General features: G+C 32.4%; 22 protein-coding genes and 3 tRNA genes. 12 read left to right on the plus strand and 13 right to left on the minus strand.

The features are described from left to right. From B0A68_RS17070 to tgt, 7 genes are all read right to left on the minus strand, one after another. Window positions 1-480, minus strand: coding sequence for a hypothetical protein (locus tag B0A68_RS17070; RefSeq protein WP_240475214.1), 480 nt, complete (start codon window positions 478-480; stop codon window positions 1-3). A 158-nt stretch (window positions 481-638) separates the two neighbouring features. Further along, window positions 639-1,004, minus strand: a complete 366-nt coding sequence (locus B0A68_RS17075; RefSeq protein WP_035679840.1) for a hypothetical protein — start codon at window positions 1,002-1,004, stop codon at window positions 639-641. Between the two features lie 122 nt (window positions 1,005-1,126). Then, window positions 1,127-2,671, minus strand: a complete 1,545-nt coding sequence (dnaB, locus tag B0A68_RS17080; RefSeq protein WP_035679838.1) for a replicative DNA helicase — start codon at window positions 2,669-2,671, stop codon at window positions 1,127-1,129. Between the two features lie 140 nt (window positions 2,672-2,811). Next, window positions 2,812-3,765: an acetyl-CoA carboxylase carboxyltransferase subunit alpha gene (locus B0A68_RS17085; protein WP_035679837.1), complete on the minus strand. Its 954-nt coding sequence runs from the start codon at window positions 3,763-3,765 to the stop codon at window positions 2,812-2,814. Between the two features lie 112 nt (window positions 3,766-3,877). Beyond that, on the minus strand, window positions 3,878-4,768 hold the full coding sequence (locus B0A68_RS17090; RefSeq protein ID WP_035679833.1) for a DMT family transporter: 891 nt from the start codon (window positions 4,766-4,768) through the stop codon (window positions 3,878-3,880). Further along, window positions 4,755-5,843 carry an LptF/LptG family permease gene (locus B0A68_RS17095; RefSeq protein ID WP_035687556.1) on the minus strand — a complete coding sequence of 363 codons (1,089 nt, stop codon included), beginning with the start codon at window positions 5,841-5,843 and terminating at the stop codon, window positions 4,755-4,757. Before B0A68_RS17095 ends, B0A68_RS17090 begins: the two co-directional genes overlap by 14 nt. A gap of 80 nt (window positions 5,844-5,923) precedes the next feature. Next, entirely contained in the window at window positions 5,924-7,054 is a 1,131-nt protein-coding gene (tgt, locus tag B0A68_RS17100) for a tRNA guanosine(34) transglycosylase Tgt (protein WP_035679831.1), read from the minus strand. 261 nt (window positions 7,055-7,315) lie between these two features. On the opposite strand from tgt, the gene B0A68_RS17105 reads away from it, so the two are divergent. The 5 genes from B0A68_RS17105 (at window position 7,316) to B0A68_RS17125 (ending at window position 12,223) form a co-directional block, all read left to right on the plus strand. After that, on the plus strand, window positions 7,316-9,142 hold the full coding sequence (locus tag B0A68_RS17105; RefSeq protein ID WP_035679829.1) for a tetratricopeptide repeat protein: 1,827 nt from the start codon (window positions 7,316-7,318) through the stop codon (window positions 9,140-9,142). A 97-nt stretch (window positions 9,143-9,239) separates the two neighbouring features. Further along, complete coding sequence (locus B0A68_RS17110; RefSeq protein WP_035679827.1) at window positions 9,240-9,632, plus strand: hypothetical protein; 393 nt, start codon at window positions 9,240-9,242, stop codon at window positions 9,630-9,632. A gap of 146 nt (window positions 9,633-9,778) precedes the next feature. After that, window positions 9,779-10,084, plus strand: a complete 306-nt coding sequence (locus tag B0A68_RS17115) for a hypothetical protein (protein WP_035679824.1) — start codon at window positions 9,779-9,781, stop codon at window positions 10,082-10,084. Between the two features lie 254 nt (window positions 10,085-10,338). After that, a complete protein-coding gene (locus tag B0A68_RS17120) occupies window positions 10,339-11,190 on the plus strand; it encodes a transketolase (protein WP_035679821.1) in 852 nt (283 codons plus the stop codon). A gap of 79 nt (window positions 11,191-11,269) precedes the next feature. Next, complete coding sequence (locus tag B0A68_RS17125; RefSeq protein WP_035679818.1) at window positions 11,270-12,223, plus strand: transketolase family protein; 954 nt, start codon at window positions 11,270-11,272, stop codon at window positions 12,221-12,223. A gap of 61 nt (window positions 12,224-12,284) precedes the next feature. Here the strand turns inward: B0A68_RS17125 and B0A68_RS17130 are convergent, their stop codons facing one another. After that, window positions 12,285-13,229 carry a hypothetical protein gene (locus B0A68_RS17130; protein ID WP_035679816.1) on the minus strand — a complete coding sequence of 315 codons (945 nt, stop codon included), beginning with the start codon at window positions 13,227-13,229 and terminating at the stop codon, window positions 12,285-12,287. Window positions 13,230-13,365: 136 nt separating this feature from the next. Next, the gene (locus B0A68_RS17135; protein WP_035679813.1) at window positions 13,366-14,481 is read right to left on the minus strand and encodes an FKBP-type peptidyl-prolyl cis-trans isomerase; all 1,116 of its coding nucleotides are present in this window, start codon (window positions 14,479-14,481) and stop codon (window positions 13,366-13,368) included. Between the two features lie 79 nt (window positions 14,482-14,560). Here B0A68_RS17135 and B0A68_RS17140 point away from each other — a divergent pair, with 79 nt between their 5' ends. Both B0A68_RS17140 and B0A68_RS17145 read left to right on the plus strand, forming a co-directional pair. Further along, entirely contained in the window at window positions 14,561-14,950 is a 390-nt protein-coding gene (locus B0A68_RS17140) for an RNA-binding S4 domain-containing protein (RefSeq protein ID WP_035679810.1), read from the plus strand. A gap of 68 nt (window positions 14,951-15,018) precedes the next feature. Next, complete coding sequence (locus B0A68_RS17145) at window positions 15,019-15,519, plus strand: phosphoribosyltransferase family protein (protein WP_035679806.1); 501 nt, start codon at window positions 15,019-15,021, stop codon at window positions 15,517-15,519. Here the strand turns inward: B0A68_RS17145 and B0A68_RS17150 are convergent. Next, window positions 15,511-16,029, minus strand: a complete 519-nt coding sequence (locus tag B0A68_RS17150; RefSeq protein ID WP_035679803.1) for a shikimate kinase — start codon at window positions 16,027-16,029, stop codon at window positions 15,511-15,513. The two genes, B0A68_RS17145 and B0A68_RS17150, sit on opposite strands and share 9 nt — an antisense overlap. 127 nt (window positions 16,030-16,156) lie before the next feature. Between B0A68_RS17150 and B0A68_RS17155 the strand changes: the two genes are divergently transcribed. The 4 genes from B0A68_RS17155 to B0A68_RS17170 all read left to right on the plus strand — a co-directional run bounded on the left by B0A68_RS17155 (window position 16,157) and on the right by B0A68_RS17170 (window position 17,468). Beyond that, a tRNA-Lys gene (locus B0A68_RS17155) sits at window positions 16,157-16,229 on the plus strand. Between the two features lie 39 nt (window positions 16,230-16,268). Next, window positions 16,269-16,341, plus strand: a tRNA-Lys gene (locus B0A68_RS17160). Between the two features lie 43 nt (window positions 16,342-16,384). After that, a tRNA-Leu gene (locus B0A68_RS17165) sits at window positions 16,385-16,467 on the plus strand. Between the two features lie 329 nt (window positions 16,468-16,796). Then, window positions 16,797-17,468 carry a hypothetical protein gene (locus tag B0A68_RS17170; protein ID WP_035679800.1) on the plus strand — a complete coding sequence of 224 codons (672 nt, stop codon included), beginning with the start codon at window positions 16,797-16,799 and terminating at the stop codon, window positions 17,466-17,468. 169 nt (window positions 17,469-17,637) lie between these two features. Here the strand turns inward: B0A68_RS17170 and B0A68_RS17175 are convergent, their stop codons facing one another. Further along, window positions 17,638-18,123: a hypothetical protein gene (locus B0A68_RS17175; protein WP_035679797.1), complete on the minus strand. Its 486-nt coding sequence runs from the start codon at window positions 18,121-18,123 to the stop codon at window positions 17,638-17,640. A gap of 233 nt (window positions 18,124-18,356) precedes the next feature. On the opposite strand from B0A68_RS17175, the gene B0A68_RS17180 reads away from it, so the two are divergent. Further along, complete coding sequence (locus B0A68_RS17180) at window positions 18,357-18,998, plus strand: hypothetical protein (protein WP_035679795.1); 642 nt, start codon at window positions 18,357-18,359, stop codon at window positions 18,996-18,998. Between the two features lie 35 nt (window positions 18,999-19,033). On the opposite strand, the gene B0A68_RS17185 is transcribed toward B0A68_RS17180, so the two are convergent. After that, the gene (locus B0A68_RS17185; protein ID WP_123947521.1) at window positions 19,034-19,696 is read right to left on the minus strand and encodes a hypothetical protein; all 663 of its coding nucleotides are present in this window, start codon (window positions 19,694-19,696) and stop codon (window positions 19,034-19,036) included. Between the two features lie 71 nt (window positions 19,697-19,767). After that, window positions 19,768-20,201, minus strand: a 434-nt coding sequence (locus tag B0A68_RS17190; protein ID WP_207763279.1) for an SRPBCC family protein, incomplete at its 5' end; no start/stop codon positions are given.

The following is a 20,201-nucleotide window of genomic DNA, read 5'->3' on the forward strand; positions in this document are numbered from 1 at the left end:
TTAATTAATATTAATTTTCTTTTTGGGCATAAAACTCACTTTCCATTCTAATAAGATAATAAGGTAATAAATTATTATAAAAAAGGCATTTAGTCTCCAGCTCATAAGTTTGAGTTCTTCGGTTAATCCGATTGTAAGGTTGCCAACTAAAAACAAAACAGTACTCGTTAATAAATAAAAAACTACTCCAATCGTAAAATAGTAATATTCTTTTTTATCCGTAAGCATGTTATAAAAATGCAGCAATCCAAATATTACTACTAATAAAGAAGTAATTGTTATTTCTAATAAATTAAATTTTAAGAATTGGGTATGATCAAAAATATATTGAATTATTAAAACTAATAAAGCAAGACTGAGACTCCATAAAACAAATTTTTTCTGAGATTCTGACTTTAGTATAGAATAATAAAACAATCCCAGTACTACCATCTGACCGATAAAATATACATTGGTAAAAAACAAATTATTCTTTCCCATATGAAACATTACCTCCATACTAAACTGAACCAGCACGAGAAAAGCTAAATATGAAATAAAAAAAATATTAACTTTTCCCTTTCGGGAAAAGCTAAATAAATATAAAAACAGGTTAAATAATAATATTATATATCCTGAATATATTAGAAAATCATCCATTACATTGGGCTTTCTGGATCTCCATAAGGCGGACAAGGGCGTGAAGCATCATATACCACATCTCCATCTCCCGATTTTAATTGCTGTCCTGTTTTAAAAACATCTCTGTAAATACCTGTTTCAGGATCAAGCTTTGTACCTACAAACATAAGAACCTGTTCTCCGGCATTGTTAATACCTTTGTACGCTCTAACTGCATCGATGTCCTGGTCTAAAACTAATTTCAAAGTTTCTAATGGTATAAGATAACCACATACTTTCTTTTTGCCATCTTCCTCAAGACCTGATGCTTTTTTGTACTTATCTGCCCATAATGTACCTTCAGATAACGGAATTTCAACACTTCCAAAAATTTTTTCAGACATACTCTAATTGTTTTTGATTAATTTAATAGTTTATATTGGTTTAGCTAAACTACAGATTTAAATTAAAAAATTAACAAATAGACATAAAAAAAACCTTATAAAAAGGCTTTTTAATATTTATGTTAAAATGGAACATCACTGTCGTCATCGTCATCATTTAAATTACTTCCGAAAGCTTCATTGGCAGAAGGAAGATTTTTAGTTATAAACGGATTTTCTTCATGATTCATTTTTGATGGCAAATCGTCATAATTACCTGAAAAATCATCAAGATTATCAAATTTTCCAAGGTGTCCAATAAATTTCAAACGAACGTTTTCGATACCACCATTACGGTGTTTCGCGATCATAATCTCTGCCTGACCTGTAGTCGGTGAAGCTTCATCATCATCCCATTCGTCAATTTTATAATATTCTGGTCGGTATAAGAACGAAACAATATCAGCATCCTGCTCAATCGCTCCAGATTCACGAAGATCCGAAAGTAAAGGACGTTTACTAGATCCACGCGTTTCAACGGCACGCGATAACTGCGACAGAGCAATTACGGGAACGTTTAACTCTTTTGCCAAAGCTTTTAAGTTTCGGGAAATTGTAGAAATTTCCTGCTCACGATTTCCTCCTCCTTTACTATTTCCTCCGGCAGTCATCAATTGCAAATAATCGACAATAATGATTTTGATACCGTGCTGTGAAACCAGACGACGGCATTTTGCTCTTAAATCGAAAATAGAAAGTGACGGCGTATCATCAATAAACAATGGCGCTTTTTCTAAGTTTTTTACTTTGGTACTCAGCATTTCCCATTCGTGAGGTTCTAATTTACCTGTACGTAATTTTTCAGAAGACAGTCCTGTTTCTGACGAAATTAACCTTGTAATTAACTGAACCGATGCCATCTCCAGAGAGAACAATGCTACTGGATGTCCAAAATCAATAGCAATATTTCGAGCCATCGAAAGTACAAACGCGGTTTTTCCCATCGCGGGTCTCGCCGCAATAATAATTAAATCCGAAGGCTGCCATCCAGAAGTCAGTTTATCCAGATTCGTAAAACCAGTTTCAACACCGCTCAATCCTTCTTGCTTTGCAATTTCTTCAATACGTTTTTTGGCCTGAAGTACTAAACTCTGGGCAGTTTCAGAACTACGCTTGATATTTCCCTGCGTTACTTCATATAATTTTGATTCGGCTTGATCCAGCAAATCAAAAACATCTGTTGTTTCATCGTAAGACGCTTCGATAATTTCGGAAGATATTCGAATCAAACTTCTTTGAATAAACTTCTGAAGTATGATACGGGAGTGAAATTCAATATGTGCCGAAGAGGCAATTTTCTGCGTAAGCTGAATCAAATAAAAATCGCCGCCAGATAGCTCTAATTTTCCATTTTTTTTCAGCTGAGCTGAAACGGTTAACAAGTCAATTGGCTGTGTTTCTGTAAAGAGCTGTATAATTGCTTCAAAGATATGTTTGTGTGCTTCTTTATAAAATGCATCCGGCTGTAAAATATCAATTACGTCATCTACCCCTTTTTTATCAATCATCATCGCACCAAGCACAGCCTCTTCTAAATCAAGAACTTGCGGGGGTAACTTTCCTTTTTCTAAATTAATAATTGTGGTTTTATCAACTTTTATCGGGTTTATGTTTTTGAAATTTTCCATATAGCGAAAGTAGCAAAATTTAAAAAAACTATGCTATCGAATTATAACTAATAATTGTTTATAAATTAAATGATTTTGTTCATAACCAAAAAAAAATCCGAAACTGTAAGGCTTCGGATTTTAATTCATTATGTAAGAATTTACTCCTTATACTCACCCATGTTACTGTATTTGTCCATTCTTTGGGCAATCAAGTCAGCTGTTGATAAGTCTTTCAATTCGTTATATCCTTTAGTGATGTATTCTGCTACTGTTTTAAAAGTAGTTTCACGATCGTAGTGTGCTCCGCCTAGTGGTTCCGGAATTACATCATCAACTAATTTTTGTTTTTTCATGTCAGATGAAGTTAACTTTAATGCATCGGCTGCACGTTCTTTGTACTCCCAGCTTTTCCATAAAATTGAAGAACATGATTCTGGCGAAATTACCGAGTACCAAGTGTTTTCTAACATGTAAACTTTATCTCCAACACCTATTCCTAAAGCTCCTCCAGAAGCACCTTCACCAACGATAATCGTGATAATCGGCACTTTTAAGCGAACCATTTCAAAAATATTTCTAGCAATAGCTTCACCTTGTCCTCTTTCTTCAGCTTCAAGTCCTGGATATGCACCCGGAGTATCTACTAAAGTTAAAACCGGAATTCCGAATTTCTCTGCCATTTTCATCAAACGCAAAGCTTTACGATAACCTTCTGGATTTGCCATACCAAAATTACGGTATTGACGTGTTTTTGTATTAAAACCTTTTTGCTGACCCACAATCATAAAGGACTGACCGTTTACTTTTCCTAGTCCGCCCACCATCGCTTTATCGTCTTTAAAACCTCTGTCTCCGTGAAGCTCTAAAAAAGTTTCACCGCAGATTGCTCTAATATAGTCTAAAGTGTAAGGTCTATTTGGATGTCTTGAAAGCTGTACTCGCTGCCAAGCCGTAAGGTTTTTGTATATTTCTTTTTTAGTCTCTACTAATTTTTTGTTGATTTCCTTGCAGGTTGGTGTTACATCAACGTCAGATTCTTTCCCAATTATAACACACTTTTCTAATTGCTCTTCAAGTTCTTTTATTGGAAGCTCAAAATCTAAATATTCCATGGATTTTTGAATTTTGTTTGTAAATCGAACCGCAAATATAAAAATATTATATCATTGGCGAAGTTAATTGTTATTTAAAGTATAAAAATGCAATTTAAAAATAAGTAAACTATTACAAGTTTTCTTTCTTATTCTGGTAATGTTTGAAAACACCATTTAGAATAACTGTTATGATAATTATGACTGCTCCTATGTAAAATTCGACACTCATTTTCTCTTTTCCGCCTAAGATAAAATAAGCCAGAACAATACCATAAACCGGTTCTAAGTTAGTAGTCAACATGACTGTATAAGGTGTCAGCCTCTGCATTACTTTTACAGAAGCCGTAAAGGCATAAGCGGTGCAAATTGAAGCTAAGATCAATAGTAAAATCCAATTGTTCATAGACATTACAAAGAAATCTGCAGTAAATTTTCCTTGAAATAAAAAGTAAACCGAGATGAAGAAAACTCCAGCTCCAAATTCATAAAATGTAATTACAGAAGGTTCATGATCTGAGATTAATTTCCCATTCATCAACGTAAATAAAACACCCAAAATTATTGCGGCCAAAGCATAATAAACACCAGTAAGATATTTAATCTCAACCTGTAAGATCAACCCTAAACCAGCTATTATAATAAGTCCGAAAAAAACTTCGTACCATAATACTTTTCGCCCGTAAAATAACGGCTCTAATAAAGATGCAAAAAAAGCACCCAGAGAAAATATCGAAAGTGTAATTGAAACATTGGAAACATGAATGGCTTTAAAAAAGAAAATCCAATGGAGCGCAATAAGCAATCCGACAAAAACGAGTTTAAATAATTCTTTTACAGGAACCTGAAAAGATTGTTTTTTATAAATAATAAAAGCACCAAGAAAAATTAAGGCAAGAAGCATTCTAAACCATACTAAATTTTCGGCATCAATAGTTATTAAAGCGCCTAAAATGGCAGTAAATCCCCAGATAAAAACAATTAAATGAAGATTTAAATAACTTTTTAAATTATCGTTTCGCATTACGTAATAGGTAAACTGCTAAAATCCCGAAAACAATATTCGGAAACCAAACAGCTAATAAAGGTGAGAAAGTAGATTTTTCGGCAAGAGTACCAAATATTTTATCAAAAAATACAAATGAGAAAGCAATTGCAATTCCTATCGCCAGATTGGTTCCCATACCACCGCGTCGTTTCATAGAAGAAACCGCAACAGCAATAATTGTTAGAATAAAAGCTGAAACAGGAACACTGTATTTCTTATAAAGAACTACTAAATAGGTATTTATATTTCCTGAACCTCTTTTTCTTTCTTTTTCAATAAAATCGATCAGCTTTCCTAAAGTAAGTGTTTCTGCAATATACACTACAGGTGTTAAATCTGCTAATTCAAATTTAAACTTAATCTTTTTCTCAGGATCTTTTTCTATTATATCATTGAGATCGCCAACGGTTCTTTTTGTATAGTCGTACAAAATATAGGTTTTTGCTTTTGGATCCCATTTTATACGGCTTGCGGTAATTTTATAACTCAGTTTTTCTTTTTCAAAATGTTCCAGAGTAAAATTAAAAGCTGTTTTTGATTCTTCGTTAAAACTATTTACAAAAATAAAATCATGATCATTGATTTGTCTGTAAACATTGGTATTTTCTCCCCGCATGAGCTCTTTTCCGTTACCTTTTAGATAAGTGTATCTAAAATTATTATAACCTTCACTTGCTGCAGGAACAATAAAAAATCCCATCAGCAGGACAAAAAGAGAAACTATGGTTGCTCCTATAATATAAGGACGTAAAAAACGGGTATAAGATATTCCTGAACTTAAAATGGCTATAATTTCTGTATTATTGGCCAATTTTGAGGTAAACCAAATTACCGATAAAAACAAAAATATCGGGAACAGCGAATTAATAAAGTAAATCGTAAAATTGTAATAATAGAAAGCAATATCCGGAAACGGAATTTTGTTTTCGAGCATCTTATTTACCTTTTCAGAAACATCAATTACGATTCCGATTGGTGCAAACAAAAGTAACATTACAGAGAATGTACCAAGATATCTTTTTAAGATGTATTTATCTATTATCGTCAGCATATACATTTTTTTTTGTTTCAAGTTTCAGGTTTCAACTTCTGCAAAGAACCGGAAACCTGAAACTTAAAACTTGAAACTTTTTAAAGTCTTTGACTCATATTTTTAACCATCATTTCTTTCCATGGTCTGAAATCTCCTGCTAAGATATGTTTTCTAGCTTCACGAACCAACCACATATAGAAACCAAGATTATGAATTGTAGCAATCTGTTTTCCTAAATATTCGTTGGCAGCAAACAAGTGGCGTAAATATGCTTTTGTATATTCTGTATCAACAAAAGTATGCCCCATTTCGTCGATTGGAGAAAAATCAGCTTCCCATTTTTTATTTTTAATGTTGATTGTTCCGTTTGCTGTAAACAACATTCCGTTTCTTGCGTTACGCGTTGGCATAACACAGTCAAACATATCAATTCCTAACGCAATATTTTCCAGAATATTAATTGGAGTCCCAACTCCCATTAAGTAACGAGGTTTATCTTCTGGAAGGATTTCGCAAACTACTTCTGTCATTGCATACATTTCTTCTGCCGGCTCACCAACTGACAATCCGCCAATTGCATTTCCCTGCTGACCAGAATTAGCAATATATTCTGCAGACTGACGGCGTAAATCTTTATAAGTACTTCCCTGAACAATCGGAAAAAATGTCTGCTCGTATCCATATTTATAAGGAACTTTATCCAAATGATTAATACAACGGTCTAACCAGCGGTGTGTCATGTGCATAGAGCGCTGTGCATATCTGTAATCGCAAGGATACGGCGTACATTCGTCAAAAGCCATGATAATATCTGCTCCAATAGTACGCTGAATTTCCATCACATTTTCTGGCGTAAAAAAGTGGTACGAACCATCAATATGCGATTTAAACTTTACTCCTTCTTCTTTAATTTTTCTATTATTCGAAAGAGAATACACTTGATATCCGCCAGAATCGGTCAAAATATTACGATCCCAGTTCATGAATTTATGCAATCCGCCTGCTTTCTCAAGGATTTCAGTTTGCGGACGTAAATATAAATGGTAAGTATTTCCTAAGATAATATCCGGATTAATATCGTCTTTAAGCTCTCTTTGGTGTACACCTTTTACAGATGCAACGGTACCAACAGGCATAAAAATAGGAGTTTCTATAACTCCGTGATCTGTAGTAATGCTTCCCGCTCTCGCTTTCGACTGCGGATCTTTTTGTAATAAATCAAACTTCATATACGCGTTTTTCTCCCTATTGTTCGGGACCGCAAAGATAAATCAATTTCAGGGAAATTTAATTAGAAAATTTGTCAATTAGATATTTATGAAAATCAGCTCAATAATAGAAACCCGGCTAATGCTAAAATCACTAATTATAATGATGAATCATTTTTTGAATTCAACGAATTTTGGGCAATTCTACAAAGAAGATTATTTGACAAAAAAGTGAATATTTCTATTTACCAATTCATTATTACAACTAAAAAACCATAAAAGATGATAAACTATAAACCTTACAAAGAATTTGAACGAGTATATTTCAACTTACAAGAATTCCTATTTTTCCCAATTCTGGTAACTTTTATACCTTCTTTAATTTCTTACGGCTTGCTTTTCCTTGGAGGCATTCCTTTAGTTTTAGCTTTTAATTTAGTGATTTCGTTTATCGGATTTTTTTATTTTCATTTTTACGGCAAAAGTTCTCAAAGAATTTCGGTTGAGTTTATAATTGGCTGGCTTCTTGTTTTTAGTTATTTTACAATTGTCGATTATGGCTTTTATTTGATTTACGAATACCAAATAACAAATCACTTTAACAATCTTCATTTTTACATCTGGGCATTTATCGTTTTCGGTTTACCGCTACTTTATTTTGTTTTTCAGGACATAAGATATCTTTATTTAAGATGGAATATGGCTTCAAATTTTATCAAAACACGAATAAAAATTATTCATGATCCTGAATTTCACCTTTATATTGATAAGATTGAATTTATAAATACGCAAACAAAAAGAATTTCGAATACTAAAATCGAAAGGAATTTTCAATGGACAATCTCGCAAATTCCCATGCGCACGAATCTCCTTGTACTCACTTGGTATTCTTTTAATGAAGAAAAATATTATCAGAGCAAAATAGAATTCCCTTACCATAAACTTGTTTTAACTCCGGTAAAATATCCTCTTAACGAACCCGCAGTATTGCGCGGTAGAGAAACTGAAAGCCTTAAAATATATCTGTCTTTAAACGGAAGCGTTGATCTTTTTACTACAGAAAAACATTTATTCTTTTCTCCTGAAAGTAAATCTATTTCGATTACAGAAGCAGAAAAGGAAATTAAAACGAATAATTACATTTCGATTTCTAATTTTGAAAACAAAGGACATTTTCAATCTTTAATTAAAAAAATTAGAGAATCTCATGTAATAGAGAGAAATGCCGCGCTATTAAACAAGCAATTTATCTGGAGCTTTTCTTTTGAAAGTTTATTAGAAGAAACCAAAATTGAAATATTAGATACTTTACCAACAAATGATGAAATTGTTTCCGATATTAATCTGCCCATTTTCAGGCATCTTCCTAAAACCATTACTCTTATTTACTGGCGTTATCATTGGGCAGTGATAGATATAGATTCAAATAAACTGCACGATTTTATAGAAAATACAGCAGGAGAAAACGAAGATATTTTGATTCACTTTTCTATCCTTCTTAAAAATACTGATGGAGATTTAGATTTTAAAATCAGAATCGACGACAGAGAAATAAACTTTGAAGACTGGATTATCAAAATAGATTCGGACAGAAAAGAAAGTGTCGACAACAGAATAAAAAGACTTCAGGAACAAGAATATAAAAACAGCCTATATCAAAAAACATGGCCTCTTATCACAGCCAAAAAATATGACGAAGCTCAAAAAATATGTGATGAATTAATTCTAAATTATCCTGATTTTGGATTTGGTTATTTTGTCGAAGCCCGACTGCTTTGGTATACTCAAGGCTCAGAGGCATGTTATAAAAAATTGGATTATTTTATAGAAAATACAAAACATGATCCTTATGCCCTGGCTATTATTTACAATAATTTTGGATGTTTATTAGATCTGGAATCACGCTATGAAGAAGCTTTAGATTATTTTGTAAAAGCGACACGTGCAAATCCGGAAGAAGGAATTTTTCTATGCAATATTGCCGAAATTTACTGCAAATTAAAACAGTCCGACAAAGCTGTGCTTTTTGCTGAAAAAGCAAGAGAAAAAGGGCATAATTCTGAGATTTTAAATGAAATTTTAGAAACTGAAGGCACAAAAGTATTTTAAATCATTTATATTCAAAATCATTATAAATGGTGATGCGGAGGAAAAACCTAACCGTTATTTTTGTCATTCATTTTTAATTATTTAATCATTATAAAATATGGGATTAGCAGAAAAGCGTTTAGCAGAATCAATTAAGACAGAAAAACTTCCGGCATTTGAAGAAAAACTAAAAGAACGTTCTGGTTACGATATTAAAGTAGATATTGACTGGAGCACTTTTACAGCTTATGATGAATATCCGTTGTCAAGATTAGACATTGTATTTAATGACATCGAATCTTTCGTAAAAAAAATCTGCAGCGACGATATGGGCAGAGAAGCATTGCAAGAAAGCATGAAAACCATTCGACTGACAAACACAGACGATAGCAGTGCTGTAAAAATGGAATTAAAAGATTCTACTTTATTCTTAAACTTTCAACTTGCGGGTTCTACTTTCAGTTCTTACACAGATTCGCAGATTGCAAGTTATGTAGAAGGTTTGCTTTAAGTTAGAATACAGCCTAATTAACTTGCTGAAAATGTAAAAGCTGGAATATCAAAATATAAATGTATAACAGTTCTCTGCTTTTCATTTTCTAATTTTAGATGAGAAAACAATCGTTATTTCTTTAACGAATTTAAAATATAGAAAACATGAAAAACGAACAAGAACAAAAGGAAGAGGAAATCCAAAGAAATTTAGAAAAATTAGATTATCCTGCAAACGAAGACATTTACAGCCAAGAAGAAAAGCTTAAAAACATCAATCCGGAGAATATCAATACTGAAAAATCTATTGACCAAAAAGAAGGTGAATGGAATGAAAACAGTTTTAATACCGAGAAAGACGATCAAACTGGAGAAGACTTAGATGTTCCAGGTTCTGAGCTTGACGATCAACAAGAAAATATAGGTTCTGAAGACGAGGAAAACAATTATTACAGCGAAAGTGATAATTAAAGATATTGTAATTTACAAAGCAAAAAGTCCTGTTTAACGGGACTTTTTTGTGTTTATATCAATCCAAAAAAATCCTTTCAGATTTCAACAAAAAACATTCTTCTATTTTAAATAGTAAAAACAACTCTGATTTTTTTTGATATCTATAAAAAAAATCTCAGAATTTAACAATTCCAGCAAACTAAAGCAAAAAATCATTTGTCTCCCCGCAAAATAACGAGTACTTTTGCATCAGTTTAAAATTTTACATATAAATGAAGCCTAACACACAACAATTAAGCGATTTAACTATCCAAGTAAGAAGAGATATTCTTCGTATGGTACATGCAGTCAATTCAGGTCACCCAGGTGGTTCACTTGGTTGTACAGAATTTTTGGTGACTTTATACCAAAATATTATGGACCGTAAGGAAGGTTTTGATATGGACGGAATTGGTGAAGACATCTTCTTCCTTTCAAACGGGCATATTTCTCCAGTTTTTTATAGCGTTTTAGCAAGAAGCGGTTATTTTCCTGTTTCAGAATTGGCAACTTTTAGATTGTTAAATTCTCGTTTACAAGGACACCCTACAACTCACGAAGGATTACCTGGAGTTCGTATTGCTTCTGGTTCATTAGGACAAGGTTTATCTGTAGCTCTTGGTGCAGCTCAGGCTAAAAAATTAAATGGAGATAATCATTTAATCTATACTTTACATGGAGACGGCGAATTGCAGGAAGGTCAAAACTGGGAAGCAATTATGTATGCTTCTGCCAAAAAAGTAGACAATATTATTTCGACTATTGACCTTAACGGAAAACAAATCGACGGAACAACTGACGAAGTTTTACCAATGGGAAGCATCCGCGCTAAATTTGAAGCTTTTGACTGGGACGTTCTTGAAATTCAGGAAGGAAACAATATCGATGCCATTCTTGCCGGTTTGACTGATGCAAAATCAAGAACAGGAAAAGGAAAACCAGTTTGTATTTTGTTACACACTGAAATGGGTAACGGAGTTGATTTTATGATGCACACACACGCATGGCACGGTAAAGCACCAAACAACGATCAGTTGACAGCTGCTTTAGCTCAAAATCATTCAGCAGATCAAATCGATTATTAAAAAAAATGTTCAGGCTCAGTAAACAGTTTCCAGTTAAAAAACTTAGAATCTTAGAAACTTAGCATCTCAAAAGAAAAAAATGAAAAAATACGAAAATACAGGAAGTAAAGATACTCGTTCAGGTTTTGGAGCGGGAATGACTGAATTAGGTCAAAAAAATGAAAATGTTGTAGCACTTTGTGCAGATTTGATTGGATCATTAAAATTTGATGATTTCAAAAAAAACCACCCAGAACGTTTTTTCCAAATTGGTATCGCAGAGGCGAACATGATTGGTATTGCTGCGGGTTTAACAATTGGAGGAAAAATTCCTTTTACAGGAACATTTGCTAACTTTTCTACAGGAAGAGTTTACGATCAAATTCGTCAATCTGTTGCTTATTCTGACAAGAACGTAAAAATCTGTGCTTCTCACGCTGGTTTAACATTAGGAGAAGACGGAGCTACACACCAAATCTTAGAAGATATTGGTTTAATGAAAATGTTACCAGGAATGACTGTAATCAATACTTGCGATTACAATCAGACTAAAGCAGCAACATTGGCATTAGCAGATCATCATGGTCCTGCTTATTTACGTTTCGGTCGTCCGGTTGTACCAAACTTTACACCCGCTGACGAGCCTTTCGTAATTGGAAAAGCAATTTTATTAAACGAAGGTACAGACGTTACCATTGTTGCAACAGGTCACTTAGTATGGGAAGCCCTTATTGCAGCTGAAGCACTTGAAGCAAAAGGAATCTCTGCAGAAGTAATCAACATTCACACAATTAAACCACTTGACGAAGAAGCTATTCTTAAATCATTGGCTAAAACAAAATGTGTTGTTACTGCAGAAGAGCACAACATTCTTGGCGGTTTAGGAGAAAGTATTTCTAGAGTATTAGCATTAAACACTCCAGCTCCACAAGAATTTGTAGCAGTAAACGATAGTTTTGGTGAGTCTGGAACTCCTGAACAATTAATGGATAAATACAAATTAAACAACCAAGCGATTGTTGAAGCTGTAGAAAGAGTGATCAAAAGAAAATAATTTTAGTTTTTCTTACTTATAAAAAAACCTCGGAAAGTCTATTCCGAGGTTTTTTATAAAATTAATACCAAGAGATAGGAATAGAAAATGTAACACCCTCCACTTGACTAGTAACAAAACCTGAAACAGCAAAATTAGCATATGGATTAGCTAGCGGATATTGCAATGACCAGTTGGCCAGCAAATAAGTTTGAGTACCTGTCATTCCATAATCATTTATAGTAAACAAACTCCAAGGCGCGACAGATCCATTTGAACATGACGCACAATATAAATTAGCTGTTGACAAAGTTCTAACATTCATCGCTTCCTTCCAAGTACAACGAAACGTAGAACAAGATCTATACTGTAACGTGTTTCGCAAATACATTTTACTTGTTTTTATTTGATCATTTAAGACAATTGTTTCGTTAAACAAATCTAAAACATGCCTTAATCTACTACCATTTACATTCATTTCATCACTAGCAAAAGTTATTGTTCTATTTTCATTCGGAATAACGTTCCTACTTGTTAAACTTTTGCTAGATCCTGACAAACTTAACAATTGACCATAAACATCAAAACTATCCTTACTACTAACAAGTTCATCGGATGTTTTATTTAGATCATTTTTCCCTAGTAAATAAAAATTACGTCCATTAAGCCATAAAACCTTACCTCCAATCATTAATTTTGATTCAGAACTTAAAAGTGCCTTTAAAGCATCTGAATAAACCAATCTCGATACCGGAACAATATCACCTTCAATTTCAAATAAATCGTCTGAAACACTTAACAAAGCAGTAAACTTCTTACTAGAATCCCATGATTTAAGCTTATCTGTATTCAATTCAGATAATCCGATATACTCTTTGATAAACGATTCATCATCTTTGAATGATAATAACTTTCCATCTAAAACAGAAAGCGAATTCTGAGTATTAGCTTGTGTAGTTTGAACTTGTTCATCATTACTGCACGACCAAAGCGATACAACTCCTAAAATCAATAATAATCTTTTCATAATCAAATATTTTAAAATTTAACTTACAATTATACATAATATAAGTCAATATTGAAATATTTTACTTACAAATTTTTAAATATTTAACAAAAAAACCTCGAAATCACTTTCGAGGTTTTGCATTATTATTAGGAAACTATTTCTTTTGGTAAGGATAAGTTTTATCCAAATGAATTCTTAGTCTTGTTGGCTCTGTGTAATCTTCTGGAATGAATTTTCTAGGATTATCTATAGATTCTGGTTTTGCCGGATCAGTAAGTTCACCTGTAGGCCTTCTTGGCACACCCCAAATTTCTGTTTCATCTACATTTGGCGTAGCAGGATTGTCTAAAGTTGGACTGTAAGGATAATATTTACTTACACCAGAAAAAGGAGCTCCTGTTGGTTTTGTTACCTCAAAAAGAGTTGCATATCCATCTCCGTCATCATCAGTGTCAAGAAAATCTGCAATACCGTCTTTATCTGTATCATCAACCAGACTTGCTGGTGGATTTGGATATGTTACTGTATCTCTAAAATCATATACATAACCATCACCGTTTAAATCTTCCTGATAATCAAAAATACCATCGCCATCATGATCAAATCGTTGAAGATCAAATAATTTAAATGTAAATATAATTGGAGTATAAGCACCGATAGTTCCCGAACTTTGAGCATAATAAGCTAGCCCAGAAGGCACAAACATTACTCCTGCTCCATAATTATCATATGTTATAACACCATTTGACGCCATTGTAGAAGTACCTGTTTTAAATTTAGGAAAAATTTCTTTCCATCCGTCAACAAAAACTCCTCTTGCCCCTACACCATCAAGATCCCAGATTCCAGGTACATCATAAGAGCTGTCAAAAACTGTATTGTCTAATAAATATCCTGTATAAGTAGCGTAAATTCTGTCTGTATTCATAGGAGACTGCCCTACTCCTTCTCTTAAGGACATATAATATACTGTATAAGTTATCCCGTCATTATAAACTTCTCTCTTTTTAAGAGGATAATCTTGCTGATCCCAAAGAGAAACCTGTGCCCCTCCAGCAGGAATTTTAGCAATTTTAATATCTAAATCTGTTGTAACCTCAACGATATAATTAGTTTTCAAATATTTTTCAATCGAATCATTATCAGCTTTATACTGCACGGCGTAATCTCTTAACGGAACCGTTACAACCTCATCATCATCGCTTTTATTACAAGAAACGACAGCGATACCCGCAAGTAATAAAACAAAATAATATTTAAATTTATTCATTATTGTTAATTTTTTAGGTGCGCAAGATACAATATTGATTTATTTTTGTAAAGAATTTAACTTCGAATTTGGAAAAATTATGAGAATAGATAAATACTTATGGTGTGTACGGTATTACAAAACCAGAAACATGGTAACCGAAGCCTGCAAAAAGAACCATATTACTGTAAATGGACAAGTTGCAAAACCGTCTAAAGAGGTTTTTCCTACCGACAAAATTACCTTTAGAAAAGATCAGATTACACAGATTATAACCGTGCTGGACATCCCGGAGAGTCGCGTTGGAGCAAAACTTGTTGACATTTATCGTAAAAATGAAACTCCTCCTGAAGCTTACGCCCATTTAGAATTATTAAAACTTTCTAAAGAACATTATCGTAAAAGCGGTACAGGAAGACCTACCAAAAAAGACAGAAGAGACATTGACGAATATGGCGATGATATTATTGACGAAGAAGAGGAAAATTAAATTCCGAATTCTAATCAAAAAATCCGAAATCTAAAATTCTAGTTGTATTTTAGCAAAAAAAAATAATCATGAGCAAAAACATCATTTTAACGAATCAGGAAATTGAACACAAAATAAAACGTATCGCCTACCAGATTTACGAAACATTTGTTAACGAAGAAGAAGTTGTCATTGCTGGAATTGCTTCTAATGGTTCTATTTTTGCTAAAAAAATTGCTCAGGCCTTAAATACAATTTCCACAATCAAAGTTTCTCTGTGTGAGGTTAAAGTTGACAAACAAAATCCACAGCTTCCTATACAAACTTCATTAAGTGTTGCTGAGTATGAAAACAAAGGATTGGTATTGGTTGATGATGTTTTAAATTCGGGCACCACTCTAATTTATGCTGTACGTCATTTTCTTGATGTTCCGCTAAAAAAATTCAAGACTGCAGTACTTGTAGACAGAAATCATAAAAAATACCCTGTAAAAGCTGATTTTAAGGGCATTTCTTTATCTACTTCGTTATTGGAGCATGTTCAGGTAGTTTTTGACGATAAGGATGGAGATTACGCTTCTTTAAGCTAAGATCTTCATAATATCGCCAACGGTTTCATCAACCGTTCTATTATCTACTACAACTTTATGTTTTGCATGGTTGTAGTAAAAGCTTCTGTCGAACAAATGTTTTGCGATAAACTCTTTCATCTCCTCTTCATTCATATTAGCGATTAACGGGCGCTTGCTTTTGTTATGCACTAATCTATCATATAAAGTCTCTATAGAAGCTTTTAAATAAACTGAAGTAACATCTTCTTTTTGCAATAATTCGTGGTTATTGGCATAACATGGAGTTCCTCCTCCCAAACCTATTATATTATTTTCTTCAGACTGCAGCAATTCAAGAAACATTTCATGCTCTAATTTTCTAAAATAAATCTCTCCATGCTGTTCGAAAATTTGATTTATGGATAAATTTGATTTTTCTTCGATACATTTATCTAAATCGAGAAATGGAATATTTGTAATTTTTGACAAGTTTTGGGCAATTGTTGACTTTCCGCAACCCATATAACCTAATAAGACGATTTTTTTCATATTAATAAAACCTTATAAACTAACACGTTGTAAATTTTTCGTAAAAAAAGACAAATTTATAATAAAAATGCTTGGAAACTTCGAAAAAAACTCCTTATATTTGCACCCGCATTCAAGAAACGAATATGACTCGATAGCTCAGTCGGTAGAGCACATCACTTTTAATGATGGGGTCCTGGGTTCGAGCCCCAGTCGGGTCACAAATTTTGTGATTAACACATAAGTTTCTTGAAAGCAATGACTCGATAGCTCAGTCGGTAGAGCACATCACTTTTAATGATGGGGTCCTGGGTTCGAGCCCCAGTCGGGTCACAAAAGGTCGAGTAATTTATTTTACTTGACCTTTTTTGTTTTAGGCCACGTGGAGAAACGGTAGACTTGCCATCTTGAGGGGGTGGTGCTCGTAAGGGCGTGTGGGTTCAAATCCCACCGTGGTCACATAAAAAAGGAAAAGCCTGAGAATCTATATTCTCAGGCTTTTTTTATGGTTCTAAAATCCTTTCCTAAATTTTTATTTTTTTGTAACATCAGTATTTATCGGAATTTTCGATTCTAACTCCGTCAAGATTTTTCAAGTAATACATTAGTTTTTTTTTAAATCTCATAAAGTTTGTTTCCATTTTTTTATCAGCGCGACTAATTTACAGGTAAATTAATAATTTTATATTTGTTTAAAAGAAGCATTCTAATAACTACAATTTAATGAGTTTTATTTTTATGACTATTTAGCGAAGATTATTAACATGTTATACATATTTAATTGAGTTATGAAATCTAAAATCGAGGGGTATAATTGTTCAGAATATTTAAACGAGTATTACTCCTTTGGTCTCTTCAATGCAACTGAATGCCAAATACTGTATTCACATGAGAATTCGCAAATTGATCTTGAAAAGAATTTTTTTAGAATAGGCGAAATTTATGACGACTTCGATTTGATATTAGGCTATAGAAAAGATAAAAATGGAATATGGGGACATTACAATAATCATTGGGATGGGAAATTTGAAATTATATCTAGTTCAATAAAAGAGTTGTGTGAAGGTTGGTACCAAAGAGATTCAAATTATTGGTGTGAAATGAATTCCGAACTGCAATGGAATGAAATATCTAATTTTTTTAACAACAACATTTACATATATAAGTGGAAAGCTAAAAAAATAAAAGAGTTTATAGACTACTGTATAAAAACCAAACAATTGAATGAGTTTTATATTAAAGCGAACAAAACCTTAATTGCTATTACTAAAACTAATGGATTCTGCAGTAGATCGTTTACCAATATGGTTTTAATTGATTATAAATTAGATAAACAAACTTTCTTAATATATTTTAAAAAAGATTTTTTTGACTACAATCCAAAAATGAAAGAATATAAGATAGACAAGATCCAAGAGGTAATAAAGGAAATAAATGAATGGATCACAAATATCGAATAACTAAATCGCGGTTAGAGGTTTATTTTCTTAAAATAAATCATGCAAAATTGTCAACTCTTGCTGCAATTGATCAGAATTCTGTACCCATCACGACTTGAATGGGACAAAGAAGAGCATTCCTTCTTTGTCCCACTTTTATTTTCTGTATTATTCCATACTTACTTAAATATTATTTTTTATTTTTTCTAATAAAATATACCTCCTGAATATAATTCTGGTTATCCATTGGGCGAACAGCATTAATGTAAAATCCTGAACTACTTCCATAATTTTGAATATGAGAAAATTGGTTCCCAGAATTAATTTCCATTTTGTGTTTTTTCAGATATCTATCAAATTGCAGCCAATTCCAACTATCATAATCTCCTGCATCAGCCACCCATCTGCCCTTTGTGTCATTAATGAAGGGAACTGGAATGTTGAGTTTAAAAGTAGAATCACTATAAAAAGTTATCGTTAATTTTTTATAAGCACTACTATCTTTTTGATAATTTTCAAGTTTTGTTCTTTGTAAATCTAATTTATAAGTACCTACTTGTTCGTTAAACACCTTTAATCTTGCTTTTTGAACGTCATTTATGTAAAAATAAATCAATAGCACAGACGTTACTAAAACCAGCAGAATAACTGTTAATTTAGAAAAAAGAATCCTCATGTTAAGTTAATTAAAAGTTTTGCTAATATAGCCAAAGGAACTTTTGGAGATATAAAAAACATATTATTTTATTCTGAATTAAGTATCTTCAAATCCATTATTAAAGGTTCGGAAATAATTTCAAAATTTATGTATTTTTGAACATACACCAATTTTGAATGCTGTAAAAAAATAATCAAGCCAGAATAGTAAACAAAACAGATAAGAGTCAGCAACTTTAAATAAACCAACAAATGGGATTAGATTACGATTATAGAATATACATTAAAAAAGAAAATCTCAAGAGAGCTCTAAAATTTGTTTATGATCATTCTGACATAGACAGAGTTTCATTTGAAATAACTAATGATCAATTATATAAAATTGACAACTACGCAAACGGAAAGACAACAAAAACTTATCTCGACAACTTTGGAATAGATCAAAAAGTTGATACCTGCATTTTAGTAGATGAAGACGATAGTGTGATCGAGTATTATCTATATGATTTGACACAAAACTATCAGCCGAATTCTATTTATGAATCTGATTTTATCGATTTTTATAAAAGCACAGATAACAAATGGTGGATCGGAAATATTGAAATTCACATTAACGACTATTCTTCAAAAATTGATAATTGTATAGAACTTCAGTTTTGGGCTGCGACAAGTGATATGAGCCGGCTTTTTGCTAAATCAAAATCAGTGGACAGGTATTTTAAAGAATTATGCAGAGGCGTAGAAGCAGATTATGGCTGTATTTATATGGAAAACGGCGGCTACAGACTTATATGGGCAAAAGACAAAGAATACAATTTGACAGTTCCCATTCTTTGGAATAGTTTTGAAGAATACGGATTTATCAACGTAATAAGTGATATCTTAAAAATTTAAACTGCGCCTAAAATCAACTTGCAATTTTACGAGTACTAATGTGAAATATCTATAAATAAATTTAGTATGGAAGGGCGTAAATTGAGCATTGAAATTCCTTCTTTTACTTTTTTCAGTTTTTCAATCTTAATATTTTTTAATGGTGAATAATCACTAAATGTTTTACTTCTGTCTGTAAAGTCTGGATAAGAAATTCTCCTGTCGCTAGAAGCCGTAAATTCATCGTATTTATTTTCCCCAAAACAGTAAATAGTAAAATGGGGTAAACTAGGTTTAAACATAAATAAGAAATTTACATAATATACTTCCCTTTTTGAAAACTCCATGTAATAAGCCGAATAGTGATTATTAAGCACTGATAAAAATAAATTCTCTCCATCTGATGCTGGTTCAGTCAAAAATAGAGTTACATTATTCTCGTCAGTTAGAAAAAAATTAGGCCGATCAGAATCTTCAAAGAATATAAAGCCAAAAAATACATTATTATTTTTAAAAAAAACAACCTCCTTTTTACTCAAAACATTGTTAACATATAGCTCCAACTTTTCAAACGATTTAACTTCAGTAGTTTTATAACCTTTTTGATCTAAAGAAGCCAAAAATCTATTGGATGAAAATGAATTATTAGTTATTAAAAGCAAAAAAAACATAAAACAGCCTAGTACATTATTCTTTTTATTACATGTTTGTAAGTTCATACGCTTTTCTTGTCTCCAATTTTAATATTGTAATATGTTTGTGATGATGTGGTTTTAAACTATCAGAGTTATTATTCTTCTGCTAATTTTTTTATTTCATTCAATGTTTCTTCCCAGTTATTGTCTGAGTGTTTATACATGGTTTCCGATGCAAAATTACTATGTGTCAATTTAAGAGTAACTCCAAGTTCATTTGGATCTAATACAAATTCGATTTCCGAATAATTTTCAGGAGAATCCGGAAGTCCAGAAAAACCACTCCAATAAGAATACGAAAACACTTTCTCTTTCTCAAATTGAATAATTATTCCCTTATCATTATATATTTTGCCATCCCACGTAAAAGCAAATATTATCTCGCTTTGCGGTCTCCAATCACTTGTTGCAGTAACACCAAGCCATTTTGTAATTTCTGCGGGATTAGTCAAAACAGCCCAAACTTTTTCAGTATCTGCTTTGATCTGTCTTTCTTTTTTAATAATTAGTGTGTTGTCCATACTTTCTT

The organism is Flavobacterium reichenbachii (genome assembly GCF_002217435.1).
GTDB classification, from domain to species: Bacteria; Bacteroidota; Bacteroidia; order Flavobacteriales; family Flavobacteriaceae; genus Flavobacterium; species Flavobacterium reichenbachii.

Coding starts and splice junctions, on each gene's coding strand:
- B0A68_RS17070 (WP_240475214.1), bottom strand. CDS start 480: ATGGGAAAGAATAATTTGTTTTTTACCAATGTATATTTTATCGGTCAG.
- B0A68_RS17075 (WP_035679840.1), bottom strand. CDS start 1,004: ATGTCTGAAAAAATTTTTGGAAGTGTTGAAATTCCGTTATCTGAAGGT.
- dnaB (WP_035679838.1), bottom strand. CDS start 2,671: ATGGAAAATTTCAAAAACATAAACCCGATAAAAGTTGATAAAACCACA.
- B0A68_RS17085 (WP_035679837.1), bottom strand. CDS start 3,765: ATGGAATATTTAGATTTTGAGCTTCCAATAAAAGAACTTGAAGAGCAA.
- B0A68_RS17090 (WP_035679833.1), bottom strand. CDS start 4,768: ATGCGAAACGATAATTTAAAAAGTTATTTAAATCTTCATTTAATTGTT.
- B0A68_RS17095 (WP_035687556.1), bottom strand. CDS start 5,843: ATGCTGACGATAATAGATAAATACATCTTAAAAAGATATCTTGGTACA.
- tgt (WP_035679831.1), bottom strand. CDS start 7,054: ATGAAGTTTGATTTATTACAAAAAGATCCGCAGTCGAAAGCGAGAGCG.
- B0A68_RS17105 (WP_035679829.1), top strand. CDS start 7,316: ATGATAAACTATAAACCTTACAAAGAATTTGAACGAGTATATTTCAAC.
- B0A68_RS17110 (WP_035679827.1), top strand. CDS start 9,240: ATGGGATTAGCAGAAAAGCGTTTAGCAGAATCAATTAAGACAGAAAAA.
- B0A68_RS17115 (WP_035679824.1), top strand. CDS start 9,779: ATGAAAAACGAACAAGAACAAAAGGAAGAGGAAATCCAAAGAAATTTA.
- B0A68_RS17120 (WP_035679821.1), top strand. CDS start 10,339: ATGAAGCCTAACACACAACAATTAAGCGATTTAACTATCCAAGTAAGA.
- B0A68_RS17125 (WP_035679818.1), top strand. CDS start 11,270: ATGAAAAAATACGAAAATACAGGAAGTAAAGATACTCGTTCAGGTTTT.
- B0A68_RS17130 (WP_035679816.1), bottom strand. CDS start 13,229: ATGAAAAGATTATTATTGATTTTAGGAGTTGTATCGCTTTGGTCGTGC.
- B0A68_RS17135 (WP_035679813.1), bottom strand. CDS start 14,481: ATGAATAAATTTAAATATTATTTTGTTTTATTACTTGCGGGTATCGCT.
- B0A68_RS17140 (WP_035679810.1), top strand. CDS start 14,561: ATGAGAATAGATAAATACTTATGGTGTGTACGGTATTACAAAACCAGA.
- B0A68_RS17145 (WP_035679806.1), top strand. CDS start 15,019: ATGAGCAAAAACATCATTTTAACGAATCAGGAAATTGAACACAAAATA.
- B0A68_RS17150 (WP_035679803.1), bottom strand. CDS start 16,029: ATGAAAAAAATCGTCTTATTAGGTTATATGGGTTGCGGAAAGTCAACA.
- B0A68_RS17170 (WP_035679800.1), top strand. CDS start 16,797: ATGAAATCTAAAATCGAGGGGTATAATTGTTCAGAATATTTAAACGAG.
- B0A68_RS17175 (WP_035679797.1), bottom strand. CDS start 18,123: ATGAGGATTCTTTTTTCTAAATTAACAGTTATTCTGCTGGTTTTAGTA.
- B0A68_RS17180 (WP_035679795.1), top strand. CDS start 18,357: ATGGGATTAGATTACGATTATAGAATATACATTAAAAAAGAAAATCTC.
- B0A68_RS17185 (WP_123947521.1), bottom strand. CDS start 19,696: ATGAACTTACAAACATGTAATAAAAAGAATAATGTACTAGGCTGTTTT.